This window comes from Streptomyces sp. NPDC052040, from assembly GCF_044548405.1.
GTDB lineage: Bacteria > Actinomycetota > Actinomycetes > Streptomycetales > Streptomycetaceae > Streptomyces.
On sequence record NZ_JBIUBV010000005.1, the window covers coordinates 365,523 to 384,565 of the forward strand.

Genomic DNA, 19,043 nt, shown 5'->3' on the forward strand with positions numbered 1-19,043 from the left:
GCCGGATCACGACCGACGGGCACGGCTTCCGCAGCGCTTTTCACAGCGCCGTTTCGGAGGGGGGAGGATGTACTCATGCAGCCACGGAACATGTCCATGAGCGGAGTCGTCGACCTCTCCGCGGTGAAGGCGGCCCAGGAGGCCAAGGCGAAGGCGGAGCAGGCGCGCGCCGAAGCGGCCCGGCAGGGCGGGGGAGGGGCGGTCTCCCCGGCCGACCTCGTCATCGATGTCGACGAGGCGGGCTTCGAGCTCGACGTCCTCCAGCGCTCCACCGAGGTACCGGTCGTCATCGACTTCTGGGCCGAGTGGTGCCAGCCCTGCAAGCAGCTGAGCCCGCTCCTGGAGCGGCTGGCCGAGGAGTACAACGGCCGTTTCGTCCTCGCCAAGATCGACGTCGACGCCAACCAGATGCTGATGCAGCAGTTCGGCGTCCAGGGAATCCCCGCCGTCTTCGCCGTCGTCGCCGGTCAGGCGCTCCCGCTCTTCCAGGGAGTCGCCCCCGAGCAGCAGGTCCGCGAGACCCTCGACCAGCTCGTCCAGGTCGCCGAGCAGCGTTTCGGGCTGACCGGCCTGACCGTCGACCCCGATGCCGAGCAGGGCGGCGCCCCGGCGGCCGCCGAGGTCCCGGCGGGCCCCTACGACGTCCTTCTCGAAGCGGCGGTGCGGGCCCTGGACGCGGGCGACCTGGGCGGCGCGGTCCAGGCGTACAAGAACGTACTGAGCGACGACCCGGGGAACACAGAGGCGAAACTCGGCCTCGCCCAGGCCGAGTTGCTCCAGCGGGTGGGTGACCTGGACCCGCAGCGGGTGCGCAAGGAGGCCGCGGAGAAGCCCGGTGACGTGGCGGCGCAGATCGCCGCGGCGGATCTGGACCTGGTGGGCGGTCATGTGGAGGACGCCTTCGGCCGACTTGTCGGCACCGTGGCCCGCACCGCCGGGGAGGACCGGGACGCGGCACGGCTGCGACTGCTGGAACTCTTCGAGGTGGTCGGGGCGGACGACCCGCGAGTGACGGCGGCGCGCCGGGCGCTCGCCAGGGCGCTGTTCTGACCAGTCGCTAAACACCCGGGCATGTGGTGCCCGGGTGAAGGTTTACCGCCAGGGGTGCATCGCGGCCGCGCTTTACCAAATCTTGGTAATCGCGGCCGCTGTTACTGGGAGTAAGTCGCGCCTCTGGTTCTGCGGTGATCTGTCCGCACTTCAACCGTTTCATCATCTCCTTCTGTGCCACTAAGAGTTGCCGAACGAGACCGCGAGGTCGTCGTTCGGTTATCCGGCCGTTACTAGCGAGTAACGAACCCCCTTGCGGGGGCGGCGAGAATGCACCACGATCGGCCACGCTCGGTCCATCGCCGTACCCGACACCCAGCCGGGACAACGGCTTTCCATGGGTCCCCACCGGGCAGGAGCCGACGGCAGTGGCGTCGGCTCCTGGGACAGGGGGGTCTTCGCCTCGGCGGAGCCTGTTCCGGCAGGTTGTGCGTGATGTGTGTCAGGCGCGACCAGTGGTTGTCGCTCGGGGGTGATCGCCGGTGGTTTCAGGCGCGGTTGCGCCTCTGAGCGCGGGCGCTCTCTTTCCGAGGACGTAGCACTTCTCCCATCCCTGCCCGGCTGAGCCGCCGACCGGTAGCGAGCTGGGGTCAGGAGATGTACGTCCGAGAAGGAGGAAATATGGAGTCCCAGGTGCGTGGCGGGACCAGATGGAAGCGGTTCGCTGTGGTCATGGTGCCCAGCGTCGCCGCGACGGCAGCGATAGGCGTGGCTCTGGCACAGGGCGCGCTGGCTGCTTCGTTCAGTGTGTCGGGCCAGGAGTTCAAGGTGACCGCCACCCAGCTCGAGGGCTGGGGCTTCGAGCAGTACGGCGCGGTTGACGGCGGTGCCGGCAACACGGCTCACCCGGTTGCCGTCTCGGCGTTCAAGGACGCCGAGATCACCGACCTGTGCCAGTCCGTGGTCACCCCGATTCCGGGGCTCGGCGACTTCACGCTGACGCTGACGGCCGGTGGGGCGGGCCACAAGAAGGTCCAGGCCCACAACATCTACATCGATGTCAACGACCTCAAGGCCGATGCCAAGTTCACCAACATCGACATCGGCGTGGCGGCCGGTAACACGGGTGCCGACAAGGGTGGCAAGGGACCGGGCATGAAGGGCGGCGGGGAGAAGGCGGACCCCGGCGGCTTCGCGCAGCAGGCCTCGCACGCGGTGCTCACCGGCGTGGAGCAGCACGCCTGGGCGACCACGGCCGGCACCTTCACCCTGAGCGGGCTCAACATGGGCTTCTCGAAGGGCAACAACGAGTGTCAGCTCAAGCACTGAGCACTCGGTAACGGGCGGGGGAGCCGACGGCGACCCCGCCCGTTCCACCTTCCCTCCGCTCCTTCACACACCCCACACACGCGCACCACCACCCAGAGCATTGCTGTACCAGGGAGCTGTTTTCCATGAGCGCCGAATCTCCTGCCGCAACCGGCCAGTTCACCCGCCGACGGCTGCAGTTCCGCGCCTGGCGGGGCACACGGCCTTTCTGGGCCGGACTGTTCGTCCTGCTCGGCGGCTTCCCGATCGTCTACTTCCCGTACGCGCACCTTCGGATCGGGCATCTGACGCTGGCCATGGCCACCACCGCGGGCGCGGGCTCCCTGATCATCGGCGTCCTGCTCATGGTGCTGGGCATAAGCCTCTGGTTCCAGAAGCACATCCGCACCTTCGCGGGCGTGGCGGCGATCCTGCTGGCACTGGTGTCCATTCCGGTGTCCAACTTCGGTGGCTTTGTGGTGGGTTTCCTGTTCTCCCTGCTCGGTGGAGCGATGGCCGTGTCCTGGGCGCCGGGCGCCCCGGCCGCGGAACAGCCTGCCGGGGCGGGCGGCGCCGGTGCCCCCGACGCGGGCCCGGGCGGGGTGAACGAGCCGCAGGACCTGACCAACACGACCCCGGTCAACGGGATGAACGGGAGGCACAGTGCCGGCTGACGAGGTGACCCACGGGACGGACGTGGACGCGTCCCGTGCGAGAACCGGGCCGCGCCACGCGGCCCCGAGGAAGCCGCTGTTCACCAGGTTCCACGTGCCGGCCGGCAAGGCGATCGCCCTGGCGGCGATGCCGACGGCGGTCCTCATGGGGATGGGGCTGACGCCGACCCTCGCACGGGCGGACGACCACGCGTCGTCGAAGTCCATGACGGCCGACGAATACCAGAAGTGCGTCGAGGTCCTGGGCAAGTCCAAGGACGGCAAGACCGACGACGCCAGGACCGACGACGGCAAGTCCAAGGACAAGGACTCCAAGGACGCGTCGGCCACGCCGTCGCCGTCCGCCTCGCCGAGCACTTCGGCGTCCGAGCCGTCCGCCTCCTCGGACCCCAAGCCGGACAAGGCTCCGGACAAGGCTTCGGACAGGGCGGCGGACACCGCATCGGGCACCTCCTCTTCGTCGGATTCAGGTTCCGACGACAAGGCCGCGCCCGCGCCGTCCGCGTCCTCCGCGAGCGGCTCCGCGGCCGCCCCGTCACCCTCGGCGGGTCATGGCGGGGTGCTGGACGACCTCGGCGACGCGCTCAAGAACATCTTCACGCCCGGCGGCGGTTCGGCCGGGAACACGGACGCGAGCGCCACGCCGTCGCCGTCGCCGTCCGCGACCAAGGACACCAAGGCGGCCCAGGACACCGAGGCCGCCGGGGAAAGCAAGGAGACGGGCAGCAAGGACAGCGGCGGTACGGCCTCGTCGTCCTCCGCCTCCACGACGACCGGGACGGCCAAGAAGCTCACCGACGCGGTCAAGGACACCGTGAAGGACACGACGGACACGGCCACGAAAGCGGCCGACCACGCGACCAAGGCGGCCGACGACGCCACCAAGGCCGCGGAGTCCGCGACGCCCAGCCCGTCCGACAGCGCCACCGCGCCGCCGGCGGACTGCAAGGCGGCCACCGACGACGAGGGCGGCGTGGAGAAGATCCTCGCGTTGCCCGACGCGCCCTGGCACCTTCAGGCCAGCTCGCTCACCCTCAAGGGCGCCGACTACCAGGGCATCGTCAAGGTGCGCACCGCCAACGGGACGGTCAAGCGGGTCCTGAAGTACGTGATCTCCAACGGCACCGACATCGGCGATCTGCACCAGATCGTCCAGGGCCAGGGGGGCGAGACGTACCACGTCCAGGCCGCCCAGGGCTCCCACTCCACCATCACCGACGGCAAGACGGTGATGTACACCGAGAGCATCTCCGGCAATCTGCTGGGGCTGATCCCGGTGACGTTCAGCCCGGACAACCCGCCGCCGCTGAATATCCCCTGGATCTACTTCACCCATGTGAACGTCATCCAGGCCGGTCAGTTCGGCGGAACGCTGACCATCCCGGGCATGCACCAGTACATCACCGGCGCGAGCTGAGCACCCCTCAGGCCCCTTCAGAACCCTTCCGGGAGCCGCAGAAACCCGGGCCCCCACCGGTACCACCGGTGGGGGCCCGGGCGTGCGTGCCGACTCGGTGCCGCGACCGAGGCGGTGCACCGGCTGGGCCCTCCCTCAGCGGTGGGTCCGGAACCAGCGCAGGAAGCCCGCACCGGGAGATCCCAGCCCCGTGGCCGGGTCGTAGCCGGGGGAGGCCTTCAGGCCGTAGTCCTGCCCCAGGGTGTAGAGGAGGTACCGCAGGCTGCCGCCGTCCGGGCCCATGTCGCGGACCGTGGCGATCGGGCCCGTGCCCGCGTGCTTCGGGTGGTCGGTGACGTCGTGGAAGACCCCGGCCCCTGCCAGCGAATACAGGAGTGGGTTGGCGAAACCGAAGGCGTGACCGGCCTCCTGCTCGGCGTCGGCCTGCATGGCGGCGAAACCGGGGCACGCCGCGGACGAGCCACCGTAGCCGAGGAGATGGAACGCGCCGCCCGTGGTGTAGCCGACGAGGACCGGCATCGCGCCGTCACCCTCGAGAGAGACATCGGGAGTGACCCGGTGGGCGGTACCGTGGTTCAGGGACAGCCGGGCCGGAACGACTGGTTTCTGGTACCAGGGCTGCGGGAAGTCGCTGCGTCCCCCGCCGCCCCCGAAGGCGAACACACCTGGTACAGGTGCCCAGGGCCCGGTGCCGCCAGGGCGCACGGACAGAGCGTCGCCCATGCTGGTTTCCCAGGCGTAGTCGCCGGAGCGGGTCGTGGCCAGAGTCGTGGCGCCGACCGAGGTGACCCAGGGCGAACCGCTGGGGAAGTCGGCTTGTGCCTGGGTGGTGGCCGGGTCGCAGTTGAGGCCGTGGCTCGCGGCTCCTGGTGAGGAGTCGCCGCAGTCCCCGGACGCGAAGTACACACCGATGCCTTCTGCTGCGGCCTGCTCGAACAGCATGTTCCAGGCCGCGATCAGACCGGTCGTGAGGTGCTCGGGCTGCGAATGCGTGATCTCTGCCCAGGAGTTGGAGATCACATCTGCGGAGTGGCTGTCGACCACGGATGCTTCGGCGTCCATCAGATCGCCGTCCAGACAGGAGTCGGCGCCCACATAGAGGACGTCGGCATCCGGGGCGTAGCCATGTGCCATCTCGATGTCCAGCGCCTGCTCACCGGCCCACGACTCGGGGCCGGCGCAGGCCTTGCTGTTGATGTTCCACCGGGCGGGGTCGACCAGTTGCCGGTACTGGCCGGTCCGGAACGGCCGGCTCCCCGTGTCGGTGGCGTAGGTGTCGGCGTCGGCGGGCATCGTGGCCGAGCCGTACGCGCCGACGATCGCGATGGTCCGCCCGCGTCCCGTCGCGCCGGCCGGAGCGGCACCGTAGGCACGGCGCAACTGCGCCGGGGCGTAGGGGCAGGTGGCGTACGGCACAGGCCGGCCGTACGCCGGCGGCTGACCGGTGGCGGGAAGCCGGCCGAAGTACGTCGAGCAGACGGCTGTGTCGTGGGCCTGCGAGCCGGACACCGGGCGTCGGACGGACCTGGTGGTCGGGCCGGGCCCGGGAAGGGGCAGGGGCGCGGTGGTGCGCACGGACGCCGGACGTTCGGCGTCCGGTGCCGAAGGGGCGGCGAAGCCGATCACATCGCTCGCCACTGCCGTCGGCACACTGGCGTCCCGGGTCGGTGCCTGGAGCGGGCCCCAGGCGGTGTCGTAGCGGTGGAAACTGGTGCCCAGAGCCTTGGCCAGCGCCGCTTCCGAACCGCTGACCTGGATGTAGTGCGGTGTGCCGGAGGCGACGCGCAGGCCGCTCGTGGTGAGCCAGTGAACGACCTCGCTGTGCTGCACGGCGGTGAGAGCGAAGCGCCGCCGGTACTCGCCGGAGGTGAGAAAGTGCCGGTAGAGGCGACTTGCCGGGTCACTCACCGACCTCAGGAAGTTCTCCAGCGCGCGGGGGTCACGTGAACCGAGGTAGAGCCGCGCGGACATCACCTGGTCGGACGGGACGGCGCCGAGGTCGGCGGCGGTGCCCGCGTAACCGGGCCGGGAGCCCGGGAGTACGGTCCGGTTCGAGGTCGTGGTCTCGGCCGGGACCGCCGCCGACGCGGGCACTGCCGCGGGGGCGATCAGGGCCGACGCGGCCACGGCGACGGCTGCCGCCGCAAGCGCGGGACGGCGTGGTATCACGGTGGTTTCCTGCCTTCTGACAGCTCAAGTCGTCGACGGTTCGGTCCGGTTGCGCGCCATGGGACGCGGGCATGCCGAGGCTCCCCTCGTCGCTGGGTCAGCGGCGCGAAGGGCCTGGTGCTCGGGTGAGGAGCGGGGGGGCCTGCGGTCAGTTGCGGATCACACGGCCGCGGTGGAAGTAGCCGCCCACGTCGGTGAACGCCAGGTCCAGCCCGACGCCGTCCCGTTCGGCGTGCAGATGCAGGTGGGGCTCGGTGGTGTTGCCCGAGTTGCCGACCTCGCCGATGAGTTGGCCCGCCCGGACCGTCTGGCCGGTGGAGACCGCCACGCTGCCCGGCCGCAGATGAGCCATCTTGACCAGTTCTCGACCGCTGTCGATGAACACGTGGTTGCCGTAGAGGGGGCCGAAGCGGATACGGCCGGGTTCCTGGTCGGGCAGTCCGTCGGCGGCGGAGACCACGATGCCGTCGCACGGCGCGTAGAGCCTCGCCCCGTAGATGACATAGGACTCCACGCCGCCGCCCGGGCGCTTGCGGCCGTGCGGGCCGTCGAGAGCGAGGATGTCGAGCGCGCCGCGCTGCTCGGCGAGGGCGACATGGTGGTTGAGGCCTTTGCCGCCACCCTGCCCCACGTACCAAGTACCGCCCCTGAGAGGGAAGTTCAGCGGCGCGGACAGCGGCGTGCCCCAGCGGTACCTGCGCTGCCTGATCAGCGTCCAGACGACGCCGGCACACACGGCCGCCGCGAGGACCGTGCTCGGCAGCGAGTGGCCGAACGGCAGGTGCGCCACACGGTATCCGGCGGCCAGCATGGGCAGAGCCCCGGCTTCCAGTGAGCGCCGAACCCAGCGGCGCATCGAGCCGGGTTCGCCGTACCCCTCGAAGAGGGCGTAGCCGGTGGCGGCGCCGAAGAGGTCGGTGAGCCAGGACGAGCCCGTGCCCGCCGTCCAGCACTCCGCGACGCCCCAGGCGATCAAGACGGTCCAGACCATCGTGCTCAGTACCGGCTGAACACGGGGTGGGACACGGAAGGCGGGCGTCTTGTACGGATCGCCGTCGATGAGCAGCCCGATCAGCACACCGTCGTCGTCGGTCGTCGCCCACGCCAGCACCTGGCCGGTCGTGCCGCGGACCACCAGACCGTCCGGCCCGTCGACGACGTCCGTGATGTCACCGGTCAGCTCGCGGGTGGCGGCGACGACACCTTCCAGCCGCTCCTGGCCGACTCCGCGTACGACGCGCGGGGCGAGGTGGTCCCAGGTGCTGGGGTCCGAGGTGAGGAAGCGGTGGAGGGCGTCGGCCGGAGATATGCCGGCGGCGCCGTGCCGGTTCAGATCCTGCATGTGTGCTCCCAAGGCCCAGGTATGCGATGCCGGTTGCGGGCCACCAGACCGTAGACGGCCTGTGCCAGATGCCGTACGCCGGGGAGGGCGATGAGGCGTCCGGCGGTGCGGGCCGTACGGTCGCCGGTGGAGAACCAGTCCGCGAAGGCCGCAGCACCGCCGGTGCGGCGCTCGGCCGTGATGAACCACAGGCGCTGCTCCGCCTGGGAGCGGGTCAGCCGGTATGAGGCGAGGTCGGCGGACTGCCAGGGCCGCAGCTCACCCTGGAGATGCAGACGCCGCACCAGGTAGCCGGTCGCGGCCCGGCAGAAGCCGCACTCACCGTCGAAGAGGACGACGGACGCCGGGGCGGAGGTTGCCCGAGGGACACCGACAGATTCAGGCATGCTGTTGCTCCGCTTCGGAGAAGGGGGCGGAGACCACCGGGGACGGCGTCCGGACGCCGCGCAAGCGGCCGTTGACAGCCCCTGCCACCCGCCGGGCACGGATCCACATCGCCCCGTAGTCCTCGTCGCGCAGGCAGACGAAGTCGGCGCCGATCATCAACAGGGCGAACGGGACCAGGCCCATGAAGGCCATGATCCCCAGGTGCATCGCCTCGACGGACAGGGTGATCGACTTACGGACCCAGCCCCGGCTGGAGAGGATCGCGAACGGGAAAGCCAGCTCGATGAAGATGGTGAAGTAGCAGATCGCCGTGGTGAGTGTGGCGTTGCTCATCAAGTGCGCATACGTGGCGGACATCTGGAAGCCCGTGATGCGGCTGACGTAGTACATCGCCACACCGTCCTGCCACACCTTGCCGGCGATCTTCCAGTACCCGGCGGTGAGGTAGAGGACCGCGGTCTGGAAGACGATCAGGTAGGCGGCCAGATTGTGTACGGCGGTGCGGATCGTGGGCTGCCGAGCCGACGCGCGCAGTCGCTCGCGGCGGCGTTCGGCACCGGGGGCGAAGTAGGCGTTCGAGACGGTGAACATCATGAAGATGATGAGGATCTCGACGAGGTTGTTGCCGCCTTCGAGAATGTCCTGGTTGCGGTAGTACAACGACCACATCAGGACTGCCATGGCCATGGTGAGCGCCCGGCCGCCGAAGACCGCGAACGCGGCGGAGACCAGGATGGTGGCATGGAAGAGCAACTCGAACCACCACTGGGAGTGGCTGACGAGGAAGAGCGAGAATCCCAGGTGGGGGATGGCCTTGGCGGCGAGCTGAGGGGAGTTGTAGGAGTTCGGCCCCCAGAAGAACTGGCGGTTGCCGTAGTCGGCCAGGCAGTACATCACCGTGCCGATGCCGATGGCGATCCGCAGGAGCGCGATGCCGATGAGCCGGTGCTCACGGCAGGCCAGACGGGCGATCGCCCGGTCCAGCCGCGCGTTGACGGCCGCCAGCGGGCCGGGTGTCACGTCGTGCATCAGTTTGCCACCCCCGGAACGTAGGGCATCCACGCGGTCTTCAGGATGCCGGTGACGGGCTGCCGTGGCACGGGCTTCTCGTAGCGCTGCGAGAACGGGACGATCGGCTGCTGCTTGAAGGTGCCGCGCACTGCGATGATCTTTGCGCCCGGGTACAGCGAGGCCGCCCGTACCGAAAGGAAGCGCTGCAACTCCTGAAAGGTCGGGGTGTAGCGTTTCAACAGGGCCTTCTTCTGCGCCGCGCGCTCGTCGGCCGGGTAGTTCTCGTCGATCTGGCTGGACTGACGGGCGTAGTCGGCGGCGTTCTCCTGGAACGCCAGGACGACGCCGGGGAGTTTGGTGGGGTTCCAGCGCCGGTCGCGCGGGGTGCGGTCGATGGCTCCCTCGATCTCCAGCGGCTTGGTCTGGACGGTTGTACCGGAGCCCGCACGGCGCAGTGTCACGTCCAGGTAGAGCAGGTCGTTGCTGGTTCCCGGGGTGGGAGCGAACAGTTCCCAGTCCTGGCTGAAGTAGGGCGCCATCACCTCGTTCACCCGTCCCGCCAGCCGCACCTGGACCGGCGAGGCGGGTGCGTTGTACAGCAGGCAGGCCACGGTGAACAGCGCCACCGGCAACAGCGCCGCCATGACGAACACACGCACACGCCAGGGGAGGGAGGGTGGTCCGCCCACGCCTGGTATTTCCTTCATGAGACTGTCCCTCGGACTCGGTCGCACACTTCACGGAGCGCCCGGCGGTGTCTCCACCGCCGGGCGCGAGTGCGTCGGACAACTGCCGTGAACCGTTTGGTCACGGCAGGCGGTGATCAGTTCTGAGCGTCGAACTGCTCATCCCCGGCGATCACGCCGTGCTGCGACGCCGGGCTCGTCGCCGGGATGCCGCTGGACGAGGACGAGGACTCCTCCGCGGTGACCACCGCCGCGTCCTCGGCGACCGGGGCCGCCTTCTTGGAGACCTTCTTGCTGACCTCGGCAACCTTCTTGGTCGCGTGATAGGTGGCCTTGGCCGCATTGACGGTGGCGGCCACGCTGACCGCGTCGTGCGCCAGGGCACTGAGGAACTCCGGCTGCGCACCGCCCGACAACACGGTCGGAGCCGCGAGGGACTGTGCCGCGGCGGCCTTCTGTGTGGGCAGGGTCGACGCGGACGCGGTACCGGCCATCGACATGCCGACGGCGCCGGCAGCGAGAGCAGCCACCAGCAGACCGGCGACGGTCTTGTTCATCGCCACGTTCTTCTTCCTCCGTTATTTGGCTGATCCATACCTTTGGGCGCCCTTGAGGAAGCTAGCGATCGGACGTCCGGAACGGTCAAGGTCGAACGCGTTCGACCGTGTTCGACTTGTGTCCCGTACGCCTTGCGGGCGTCTCGTACGGAGGAGTAGAACAGCCCCTGAACACCGTTTGACCAGCGGAGAAAACAGAAAACTGATGGATACGGGGATCCTGCCTGCCGACCCGCTCGGCGCCGCCTCACCAGCGGATTTCATGGCACAGCTCAGAAAGCTCAAGGAACAATCGGCTCTGTCCTACCGACAGTTGGAGAGGGTGGCGACCCGGAACGGGGACGTACTTCCGGCCAGCACCCTCGCGACCGCCCTCAACCGGGGGACGCTGCCGCGTGAGGATCTGCTGACCGCGTTCGTCCGGGCCTGCGGGGCGGACGTGACGGACTGGGTCACCACCCGAAGACGCCTGGCGCGGGGGATGCCGTCGCAGGAACCGGCGGTCACCGGGCCGGCCGGGACGACGGCACACCAGGCACCGGAGGGCGAGAACGCACCGGGCGCCACCGAAGACGGGCGCACCGGAATCCTCCCTCGCGCTCTGCGCTCTCCGCGCGTCCTGGGCGCATGTCTGTCGGCGCGGAGCGTGGTCACCGGGGTGACCGTCCTGACTGCGATGGCAGTCATGATCATTCTGACGGTGCCGGGAATCTTCCCCGGCAAGCACGCATCACACGCCGACTCGGCCAAAGATTTCTGCCGGGCCGCCGACCTGCGTCTGGACACCACCACGGGCGAGTGCTGGGGCATCAGCACCAAGGCGGGGTCCTTCTCGCCGTCGTCCCGGCTCCTGGCCGCGGTCATCAAGGTGATCGACCAGCAGAACCGGATCAGCGCCGCCGACCATGTGCGGCAGCCCGAGCGGCCTTACGTCACCCTCGCCTATGTGGGCGCCCTCACCTCACGGGACTCCTTCCCCACCACCCTGGTCGCCGAGCGGGAGACGCTGGAGGGGATAGCCGCGGCCCAACAGCTGTCGCTGGAGCGTGACACGCCCGGGGCGCCACTGGTGAACGTGCTGGTGGTCAACGGCGCGGCGGGGATGGCCCATGGCGTCGAGGCGGCGGGGATGCTGGCCCGATGGCCCCGGGGCACAGGCGTGTCGGGGCCTCCGGTGATCGGCGCGGTCGGTCTGGACCAGAGCCGCACCAACACCCTGCGCACCATCCGCGCGCTCGGCGCCGAGGCCATGCCCATGATGGCGGCGGCGCTCTCCACCGACGAGTTCGCCACCGCGTCGCCGATGTACTTCCAGGTGTCACCACAGGACCGCTGGGCAGCCGCGGTCGACACCGCGTTCATCACCATGCGGAATGGGCAGGGCGGACAGACCCGGGCGCGGGCCGTCCGGATCTACGACTCCGCCGACCCCGACGACCTCTACAGCCACAATCTGTCCACCGACCTGCGTTCCGCCCTCGCAGCCAAGGGGGTGACCGCCGAGGAGTCGGCGTTCAGGCCCGGGCTCAGCCGGCTCACCGGCCGGCCCTCCGCCGACCGCGCGGGCGCGTCGGCATGTGGCTACCCCGGGAGTGTCTATTACGCGGGCCGGGCCGAAGACTTCGGTGACTTCCTGAACGGCATCTACTCCACCTGCGGGAATACCCCGCCCCGCATCCTGGCCGACGACGATGTCACGCGCTACGTCGCCGACCCTCGACTCCGCGGCATGTACCGCTCGGTCCCCTTCGCCTACACGTCGTTCGCCATCGCACCGGAGACCTGCACGCAGGGCACGGGCAACACCTTCTACGCGACGCTCGACACCCTCTTTCCCTTTGAATGCGACAACAGCGAGGGGCGTTCGCTGGACGGGCACGCAGCGCTGGGCTACGAGGCGATGCTCGCCATGCTCACGGCGACCGAGAACCTCGGCCCGAAGCCGACTCGAGCCGGGCTGGTGCGGGCGCTCGGCGGCCTGCGGATCGACGGGTCCGCCAGCGCGCCCGTCACGATCGGCCAGGACCACGTACCGGCCCGCAAGATGGTCGCGGTCCTGACCGTGGCTCATGGCCGTCCGCCCAGGCTGGTGGGACGGTGCGGCGACTCGGCCCCCGATCCGGCCGGCTGGTGCCGCAATGCGCCGGCTCTCTCGCGGTCCGATCCGGCACAAGGGGGTGCCACCGCAGCGGGGGTCCGGACGCCGCGGTAGCCGAACCTCTTGCCGGCGTCTCCGTCGGAAGACGTCCGTGTGCCGGGCGGGTGCACGTCCCTCCGTGCCGCCACGCCCGAGGGCGCCCCCTGTCGGCAGGGGGCGCCCTCGGTGTCGTACGTCCTCTGGGGGAGGGTCAGTTGCGGCTGCCCTCGCCCAGGTGGTGGACGCGGACCATGTTGGTGGAGCCGGGGACGCCGGGCGGGGAGCCGGCGGTGATGACCACGATGTCGCCGTCGTTGAAGCGCTTGAGCCGGACCAGGTGCTGGTCGACCAGGTCGACCATCTCGTCGGTGCTGTTCACGAACGGCACGACGTGCGACTCCACGCCCCAGCTCAGCGCCAGCTGGTTGCGGGTGGACTCGTCCGTGGTGAACGCCAGGATCGGCTGGCAGGCGCGGTAGCGGGAGAGGCGGCGGGCCGTGTCGCCGGACTGGGTGAAGGCCACCAGGCCCTTGCCGCCCAGGAAGTCCGCGATCTCGGCCGCCGCGCGGGCCACCGAACCACCCTGCGTCCGCGGCTTCTTGCCCGGGACCAGCGGCTGGAGGCCCTTGGAGAGCAGCTCCTCCTCGGCGGCCTGGACGATCTTCGACATCGTCTTGACCGTCTCGACCGGGTAGGCGCCGACGCTGGACTCGGCCGACAGCATGACCGCGTCGGTGCCGTCCAGGATGGCGTTGGCGACGTCCGAGGCCTCGGCGCGGGTGGGACGGGAGTTGGTGATCATCGACTCCATCATCTGGGTCGCCACGATCACCGGCTTGGCGTTGCGGCGGCACAGCTCGATGAGCCGCTTCTGCACCATGGGGACCTTTTCGAGGGGGTACTCGACGGCCAGGTCGCCGCGGGCGACCATGACACCGTCGAACGCCATCACGACGGCCTCCATGTTCGCCACCGCCTGCGGCTTCTCCACCTTGGCGATGACCGGGACGCGGCGGCCCTCCTCGTCCATGACGCGGTGGACGTCCTTGACGTCGCTGGCGTCCCGCACGAAGGACAGCGCGACCATGTCGCAGCCCATGCGCAGCGCGAACCGCAGGTCCTCGATGTCCTTCTCGGACAGCGCCGGGACGTTCACCGCCGCGCCGGGCAGGTTGATGCCCTTGTGGTCGGAGATGACGCCGCCCTCGATGACCATCGTCCGGACCCGGGGGCCCTCGACGTCCAGGACCTTCAGCTCGACGTTGCCGTCGTTGATCAGGATCTGGTCGCCCTTGGAGACATCGCCCGGCAGGCCCTTGTAGGTGGTGCCGCAGACCGACTTGTCGCCCGGTACGTCCTCGGTGGTGATGGTGAACTCGTCGCCGCGGACCAGCTCGACCGGGCCCTCCGCGAAGGTCTCCAGGCGGATCTTCGGGCCCTGGAGGTCGGCGAGGACGCCGATGGCCCTGCCGGTCTCGGCGGACGCGGCGCGGACACGGTCGTACCGCCCCTGGTGCTCTGCGTGGGTGCCGTGGCTGAAGTTGAAGCGGGCGACATTCATGCCGGCTTCGATCAGCGCAACGAGCTTCTCGTGGGAGTCGACCGCGGGGCCGAGAGTACAGACGATTTTCGAACGGCGCATGGGGCGATCCTATCGGTTTGTTTCGGCGCGGAATATTCCGGCCGACGGAATATACAAATGGGCAGGACGCTGCTCAGGCGAGACGGCTCGAATAGTTCACTTGTCCATTCCGACCAGGTCGAAGGTCTGCCGGGCGATCTCCAGTTCCTCGTCCGTCGGCACCACGGCGACCGCCACCCGCGCGGAGTCGGGCGAGATCAGCCGCGGCGCGTCGCCGCGTACGGCGTTGCGCTCGTCGTCCACCGCGAGGCCCAGCTCCGCCAGGCCCGCCACGGCGGCCCGGCGCACCGCGGCCGCGTTCTCGCCCACACCCGCGGTGAAGGCGACCGCGTCCACCCGGCCGAGTACCGCGTAGTAGGCGCCGATGTACTTCTTCAGCCGATGGATGTAGATGTCGAAGGCGAGCTGTGCCTCCTGGTCGCCCTCGTCGATCCGGCGCTGAATCTCCCGCATGTCGTTGTCGCCGCAGAGGCCGAACAGACCGCTTCTTTTGTTGAGAAGAGTGTCGATCTCGTCCATGGACATTCCGCCAACCCGTTCCAAATGGAAGATGACGGCGGGGTCCAGATCACCGGAGCGGGTCCCCATGACCAGCCCCTCCAGCGGGGTCAGCCCCATGGAGGTGTCCACGCACCGGCCGCCCCGGACCGCCGAGGCGGACGCCCCGTTGCCCAGGTGCAGCACGATGACATTGACCTCCTCCGGAGCCTTGCCCAGCAGCTGTGCGGTCGCCCGGGACACATACGCGTGCGAGGTCCCGTGGAACCCGTAGCGCCGCACCCGGTGCCGGTCGGCGATCTTGGTGTCGATCGCGTAGCGCGCCGCCGACTCCGGCATCGTCGTGTGGAAGGCGGTGTCGAAGACGGCCACCTGCGGCAGGTCCGGCCGCAGCGCCATGGCGGTGCGGATGCCGGTGAGGTTGGCCGGGTTGTGCAGCGGCGCGACCGGGATCAGCCGCTCGATCTCGGTGAGCACGCTGTCGTCGACGACGGTGGGCTCGGTGAAGAACAGCCCGCCGTGCACCACCCGGTGGCCGATGGCGGCCAGCTCGGGCGAGTCGAGCCCCATCCCGTCCCGGGACAGTTCCTCGGCCACGGCCTTCAGTGCGGCCTGGTGGTCGGCGATCGGGCCGTTCTGCTCGCGGGTGTCGCCGTTGGTGAGGGCCGTGTGCCGGAGCCGGGACGTCTGCTCGCCGATGCGCTCGACGAGGCCCGCGGCCAGACGGCTGCTGTCACGCATGTCCAGCAGCTGGTACTTCAGCGACGACGAGCCGGAGTTGAGGACGAGGACGCGGGAGGGACTCACTGGGCGGTTGCCTTCTCGTGCGGGGTCTGGGCCTGGATCGCCGTGATGGCGACGGTGTTCACGATGTCCTGGACGAGGGCGCCCCGGGACAGGTCGTTGACGGGCTTGCGCAGGCCCTGGAGGACCGGGCCGACGGCGATGGCGCCGGCCGAGCGCTGTACGGCCTTGTAGGTGTTGTTGCCGGTGTTGAGGTCCGGGAAGATCAGCACGGACGCCTGTCCGGCGACCTCCGAGCCCGGCAGCTTGGTCGCCGCCACGGTCGGCTCGACCGCGGCGTCGTACTGGATGGGACCCTCGATCTTCAGATCGCTGCGGCGCGACCGGACCAGCTCGGTGGCCTCGCGCACCTTGTCCACGTCGGCACCCGAGCCGGAGGTGCCGGTGGAGTACGACAGCATCGCGATCCGCGGCTCCACGCCGAACTGCCCGGCGGTGGCCGCCGACTGGATGGCGATGTCGGCGAGCTGCTCGGCGTTCGGGTCGGGGTTGACCGCGCAGTCGCCGTAGACGAGGACCTTGTCGGCCAGGCACATGAAGAAGACCGAGCTGACGATCTTCGCGTCGGGCTTGGTCTTGATGATCTCGAACGCGGGCCGGATGGTGGCGGCCGTGGAGTGCACCGAGCCGGAGACCATGCCGTCGGCCAGGCCCTCCTGGACCATCAGGGTGCCGAAGTAGTTGACGTCGGTGACCACGTCGTACGCCAGCTCGACGGTGACACCCTTGTGGGCGCGCAGCTGGGCGTACCGCTCGGCGAAGGTGTCGCGCAGCTCCGAGGCGGCCGGGTCGATCAGCTGGGTGTCCCCGAGGTCGATCCCGAGGTCGGCGGCCTTCTTGCGGATCAGGTCGACGGGCCCGAGCAGGGTGAGGTCGCACACGCCCCGGCGCAGCAGCACCTCGGCGGCGTGCAGCACCCGCTCCTCGGTGCCCTCCGGGAGCACCACCCGGCGCCGGTCGGCGCGGGCCTGCTCCAGGAGCTTGTGCTCGAACATCATCGGGGTGACCCGGTCGCTGCTCGGCGCGGACACCCGGTCCAGGAGACCGGCGGTGTCGACATACCGCTCGAAGAGGCCGAGCGCCCGCTCCGCCTTGCGCGGGGTGGCCGCGTTCAGCTTGCCCTCCAGGGTGAAGAGCCGGGCGGCGGTGGGGAAGCTGTTGCCGGGCACCGAGAGCACCGGGGTGCCGGGAGCCAGGCGCGCGGCCAGCGTGAGGATCTCCTCGCTGGGCACCTCGTCCAGGGTGAGCAGCACGCCCGCGATCGGCGGGGTGCCCGCGCTGTGCGCGGCGAGCGAGCCGACGACCAGATCGGCGCGGTCACCGGGGGTCACCACCAGGCAGCCGGGGGTCAGCGCGCCGAGGAGGTTCGGCAGCATGGCGCCGCCGAAGACGAAGTCGAGCACGTCGCGGGCCAGCCCGGAGTCGTCGCCGAGCAGCACCCGCGCGCCGAGGGCGTGGGCGATCTGAGAGACCGTCGGGGCGGACAGCGCGGCCTCGTCGGGGAGGACGTAACAGGGCACCGGGAGCCGGGAGTCGAGCCGCTCGGCCAGCTCGTCCCGGTCCTCGCGCACGACCCGGTTGGCGACCATGGCGAGCACGTCGCAGCCCAGTCCGTGGTAGGCGCGGTAGGCGTTGCGCACCTCGGCCCGCACCGACTCCGGGCTCTGCTTGCGGCCGCCCACCACGGGGATCACCGACGCGCCGAACTCGTTGGCGAGCCGGGCGTTGAGGGACAGCTCGTCGGGGAGCTGGGTGTCGGCGAAGTCGGAGCCGAGGACGAGCACGACGTCGTAGTCACGCGCCACCGCGTGGTAGCGGTCGACCAGGGTCGACACCAGCTCGTCGGTGCCCCGCTCGGCCTGGAGCGCGGACGCCTCCTCGTAGGTGAGGCCGTACACGGTCGTCGGATCCTGGGACAGCCGGTACCGGGCGCGCAGCAGCTCGAAGAGGCGGTCGGGGCCGTCGTGGACGAGCGGGCGGAACACTCCGACCCGGTCGACCTGCCGGGTCAGGAGCTCCATCACTCCCAGCTCGATGACCTGACGGCCGTCGCCGCGGTCGATCCCGGTCACGTACACGCTGGGCGTCACGTGGGCTCTCCGTTTCGTCTCTCAGGTGGGGTTCTTGACCGTTTTCGGGCACATCTAGGGGGTTCTGCGGCGCGCGAAAATCATCCGCGAGGGTGAGCAGAACCCTCTTGACAATACCCCCGGCGCTGGATAAGACGCCCGTCAGGTCAAGGGGCTCACGGAGGCTGGGGGCCGCCGGGGCGGGCGCGGCACCGGTGTGGGGAGCGTGAAAGAATCGGATTGGCTCACCGGTACCAAAGCGAGCAGGAGACACAGCACGATGCGCATCGGAATCCTCACCGCGGGCGGCGACTGTCCTGGGCTGAACGCAGTGATCCGGTCCGTCGTCCACCGGGCGGTGGCGCAGTACGGCGACGAGGTCATCGGCTTCGAGGACGGCTACCGGGGTCTGCTCGAAAGTCACTACCGCGCCCTCGACCTGGACGGCGTCAGCGGCATCCTGGCGCTCGGCGGCACCATTCTCGGCTCGTCCCGCCTGGAGCGCGACCGGCTGCGCGAGGCGTGCGAGAACGCCTCGGACATGATCCGCGACTTCGGGATCGACGCGCTCATCCCGATCGGCGGCGAGGGCACCCTGACCGCGGCGCGGATGCTCTCGGACGCGGGACTGCCGGTGGTCGGCGTGCCCAAGACGATCGACAACGACATCTCGTCCACCGACCGCACCTTCGGCTTCGACACCGCGGTGACCGTGGCCACCGAGGCCATGGACCGCCTGAAGACCACGGCCGAGTCCCACCAGCGTGTGATGGTGGTGGAGGTCATGGGCCGCCACGCCGGGTGGATCGCGCTGGAGTCGGGCATGTCGGCCGGCGCCCACGGCATCTGCCTGCCCGAGCGCCCCTTCGACCCCGCGGACCTGGTCAAGATGGTCGAGGAGCGCTTCTCCCGCGGCAAGAAGTTCGCCGTGATCTGCGTCGCCGAGGGCGCGCACCCCGCCGAGGGCACGATGGACTACGGCAAGGGCGAGATCGACCAGTACGGCCACGAACGCTTCCTGGGCATCGGCACGGCACTGGCCTACGAGCTGGAGCGGCGCCTCGGCAAGGAGGCCAAGCCGGTCATCCTGGGCCACGTCCAGCGCGGCGGCACCCCGACCGCCTACGACAGGGTGCTCGCCACCCGCTTCGGCTGGCACGCGGTGGAGGCGGCGCACCGCGGCGAATTCGGCATGATGACGGCGCTGCGCGGCACGGACGTGGTGATGGTGCCGCTGGCGGACGCGGTGACCGAGCTGAAGACGGTGCCCACGGACCGGATGGACGAGGCGGAGTCGGTGTTCTAGAAGGGTCGGTCGCCGTTTCAGAACGGCCGACCGCTGTTCTGGAACG

The 19,043-nt window shown here is 69.8% G+C and carries 15 protein-coding genes; 6 read left to right on the forward strand and 9 right to left on the reverse strand.

Going from position 1 to position 19,043, the window contains the following annotated elements:
• Nucleotides 1–75: 75 nt before the first annotated feature.
• The 4 genes from ACIHAA_RS14365 (at nucleotide 76) to ACIHAA_RS14380 (ending at nucleotide 4,389) form a co-directional block, all read left to right on the forward strand.
• Entirely contained in the window at nucleotides 76–1,050 is a 975-nt protein-coding gene (locus tag ACIHAA_RS14365) for a tetratricopeptide repeat protein (RefSeq protein ID WP_399816711.1), read from the forward strand.
• Between the two features lie 621 nt (nucleotides 1,051–1,671).
• The gene (locus ACIHAA_RS14370) at nucleotides 1,672–2,319 is read left to right on the forward strand and encodes a DUF6230 family protein (protein ID WP_399816713.1); all 648 of its coding nucleotides are present in this window, start codon (nucleotides 1,672–1,674) and stop codon (nucleotides 2,317–2,319) included.
• A 125-nt stretch (nucleotides 2,320–2,444) separates the two neighbouring features.
• Nucleotides 2,445–2,972: a DUF6114 domain-containing protein gene (locus ACIHAA_RS14375; RefSeq protein WP_399816715.1), complete on the forward strand. Its 528-nt coding sequence runs from the start codon at nucleotides 2,445–2,447 to the stop codon at nucleotides 2,970–2,972.
• Nucleotides 2,962–4,389, forward strand: coding sequence for a hypothetical protein (locus ACIHAA_RS14380; RefSeq protein WP_399816717.1), 1,428 nt, complete (start codon nucleotides 2,962–2,964; stop codon nucleotides 4,387–4,389). Before ACIHAA_RS14375 ends, ACIHAA_RS14380 begins: the two co-directional genes overlap by 11 nt.
• Before the next feature lie 135 nt (nucleotides 4,390–4,524).
• Here ACIHAA_RS14380 and ACIHAA_RS14385 read toward each other — a convergent pair whose 3' ends face one another.
• From ACIHAA_RS14385 to ACIHAA_RS14410, 6 genes are all read right to left on the reverse strand, one after another.
• On the reverse strand, nucleotides 4,525–6,558 hold the full coding sequence (locus tag ACIHAA_RS14385; RefSeq protein ID WP_399816719.1) for a protease pro-enzyme activation domain-containing protein: 2,034 nt from the start codon (nucleotides 6,556–6,558) through the stop codon (nucleotides 4,525–4,527).
• A gap of 148 nt (nucleotides 6,559–6,706) precedes the next feature.
• Complete coding sequence (locus tag ACIHAA_RS14390) at nucleotides 6,707–7,900, reverse strand: M23 family metallopeptidase (protein ID WP_399816721.1); 1,194 nt, start codon at nucleotides 7,898–7,900, stop codon at nucleotides 6,707–6,709.
• On the reverse strand, nucleotides 7,888–8,286 hold the full coding sequence (locus ACIHAA_RS14395) for a thiol-disulfide oxidoreductase DCC family protein (protein WP_399816723.1): 399 nt from the start codon (nucleotides 8,284–8,286) through the stop codon (nucleotides 7,888–7,890). The genes ACIHAA_RS14390 and ACIHAA_RS14395 overlap by 13 nt, the downstream gene beginning before the upstream one ends.
• Nucleotides 8,279–9,316, reverse strand: coding sequence for a hypothetical protein (locus tag ACIHAA_RS14400; protein ID WP_399816725.1), 1,038 nt, complete (start codon nucleotides 9,314–9,316; stop codon nucleotides 8,279–8,281). Before ACIHAA_RS14400 ends, ACIHAA_RS14395 begins: the two co-directional genes overlap by 8 nt.
• Nucleotides 9,316–10,005, reverse strand: a complete 690-nt coding sequence (locus ACIHAA_RS14405; RefSeq protein WP_399816727.1) for a DUF5819 family protein — start codon at nucleotides 10,003–10,005, stop codon at nucleotides 9,316–9,318. Before ACIHAA_RS14405 ends, ACIHAA_RS14400 begins: the two co-directional genes overlap by 1 nt.
• A 116-nt stretch (nucleotides 10,006–10,121) precedes the next feature.
• Nucleotides 10,122–10,541 carry a hypothetical protein gene (locus ACIHAA_RS14410; protein ID WP_399816729.1) on the reverse strand — a complete coding sequence of 140 codons (420 nt, stop codon included), beginning with the start codon at nucleotides 10,539–10,541 and terminating at the stop codon, nucleotides 10,122–10,124.
• Between the two features lie 262 nt (nucleotides 10,542–10,803).
• On the opposite strand from ACIHAA_RS14410, the gene ACIHAA_RS14415 reads away from it, so the two are divergent.
• Nucleotides 10,804–12,753: a hypothetical protein gene (locus ACIHAA_RS14415; RefSeq protein WP_399816731.1), complete on the forward strand. Its 1,950-nt coding sequence runs from the start codon at nucleotides 10,804–10,806 to the stop codon at nucleotides 12,751–12,753.
• Nucleotides 12,754–12,889: 136 nt separating this feature from the next.
• Here ACIHAA_RS14415 and pyk read toward each other — a convergent pair whose 3' ends face one another.
• The 3 genes from pyk to pta all read right to left on the reverse strand — a co-directional run bounded on the left by pyk (nucleotide 12,890) and on the right by pta (nucleotide 17,712).
• Nucleotides 12,890–14,320: a pyruvate kinase gene (pyk, locus tag ACIHAA_RS14420; protein WP_399816733.1), complete on the reverse strand. Its 1,431-nt coding sequence runs from the start codon at nucleotides 14,318–14,320 to the stop codon at nucleotides 12,890–12,892.
• A 96-nt stretch (nucleotides 14,321–14,416) separates the two neighbouring features.
• Nucleotides 14,417–15,625, reverse strand: coding sequence for an acetate kinase (locus ACIHAA_RS14425; RefSeq protein ID WP_399816735.1), 1,209 nt, complete (start codon nucleotides 15,623–15,625; stop codon nucleotides 14,417–14,419).
• Nucleotides 15,622–17,712: a phosphate acetyltransferase gene (gene pta / locus ACIHAA_RS14430; protein ID WP_399816737.1), complete on the reverse strand. Its 2,091-nt coding sequence runs from the start codon at nucleotides 17,710–17,712 to the stop codon at nucleotides 15,622–15,624. Before pta ends, ACIHAA_RS14425 begins: the two co-directional genes overlap by 4 nt.
• 259 nt (nucleotides 17,713–17,971) lie before the next feature.
• On the opposite strand from pta, the gene ACIHAA_RS14435 reads away from it, so the two are divergent.
• On the forward strand, nucleotides 17,972–18,997 hold the full coding sequence (locus ACIHAA_RS14435) for an ATP-dependent 6-phosphofructokinase (RefSeq protein ID WP_399816739.1): 1,026 nt from the start codon (nucleotides 17,972–17,974) through the stop codon (nucleotides 18,995–18,997).
• Nucleotides 18,998–19,043: the final 46 nt, after the last annotated feature.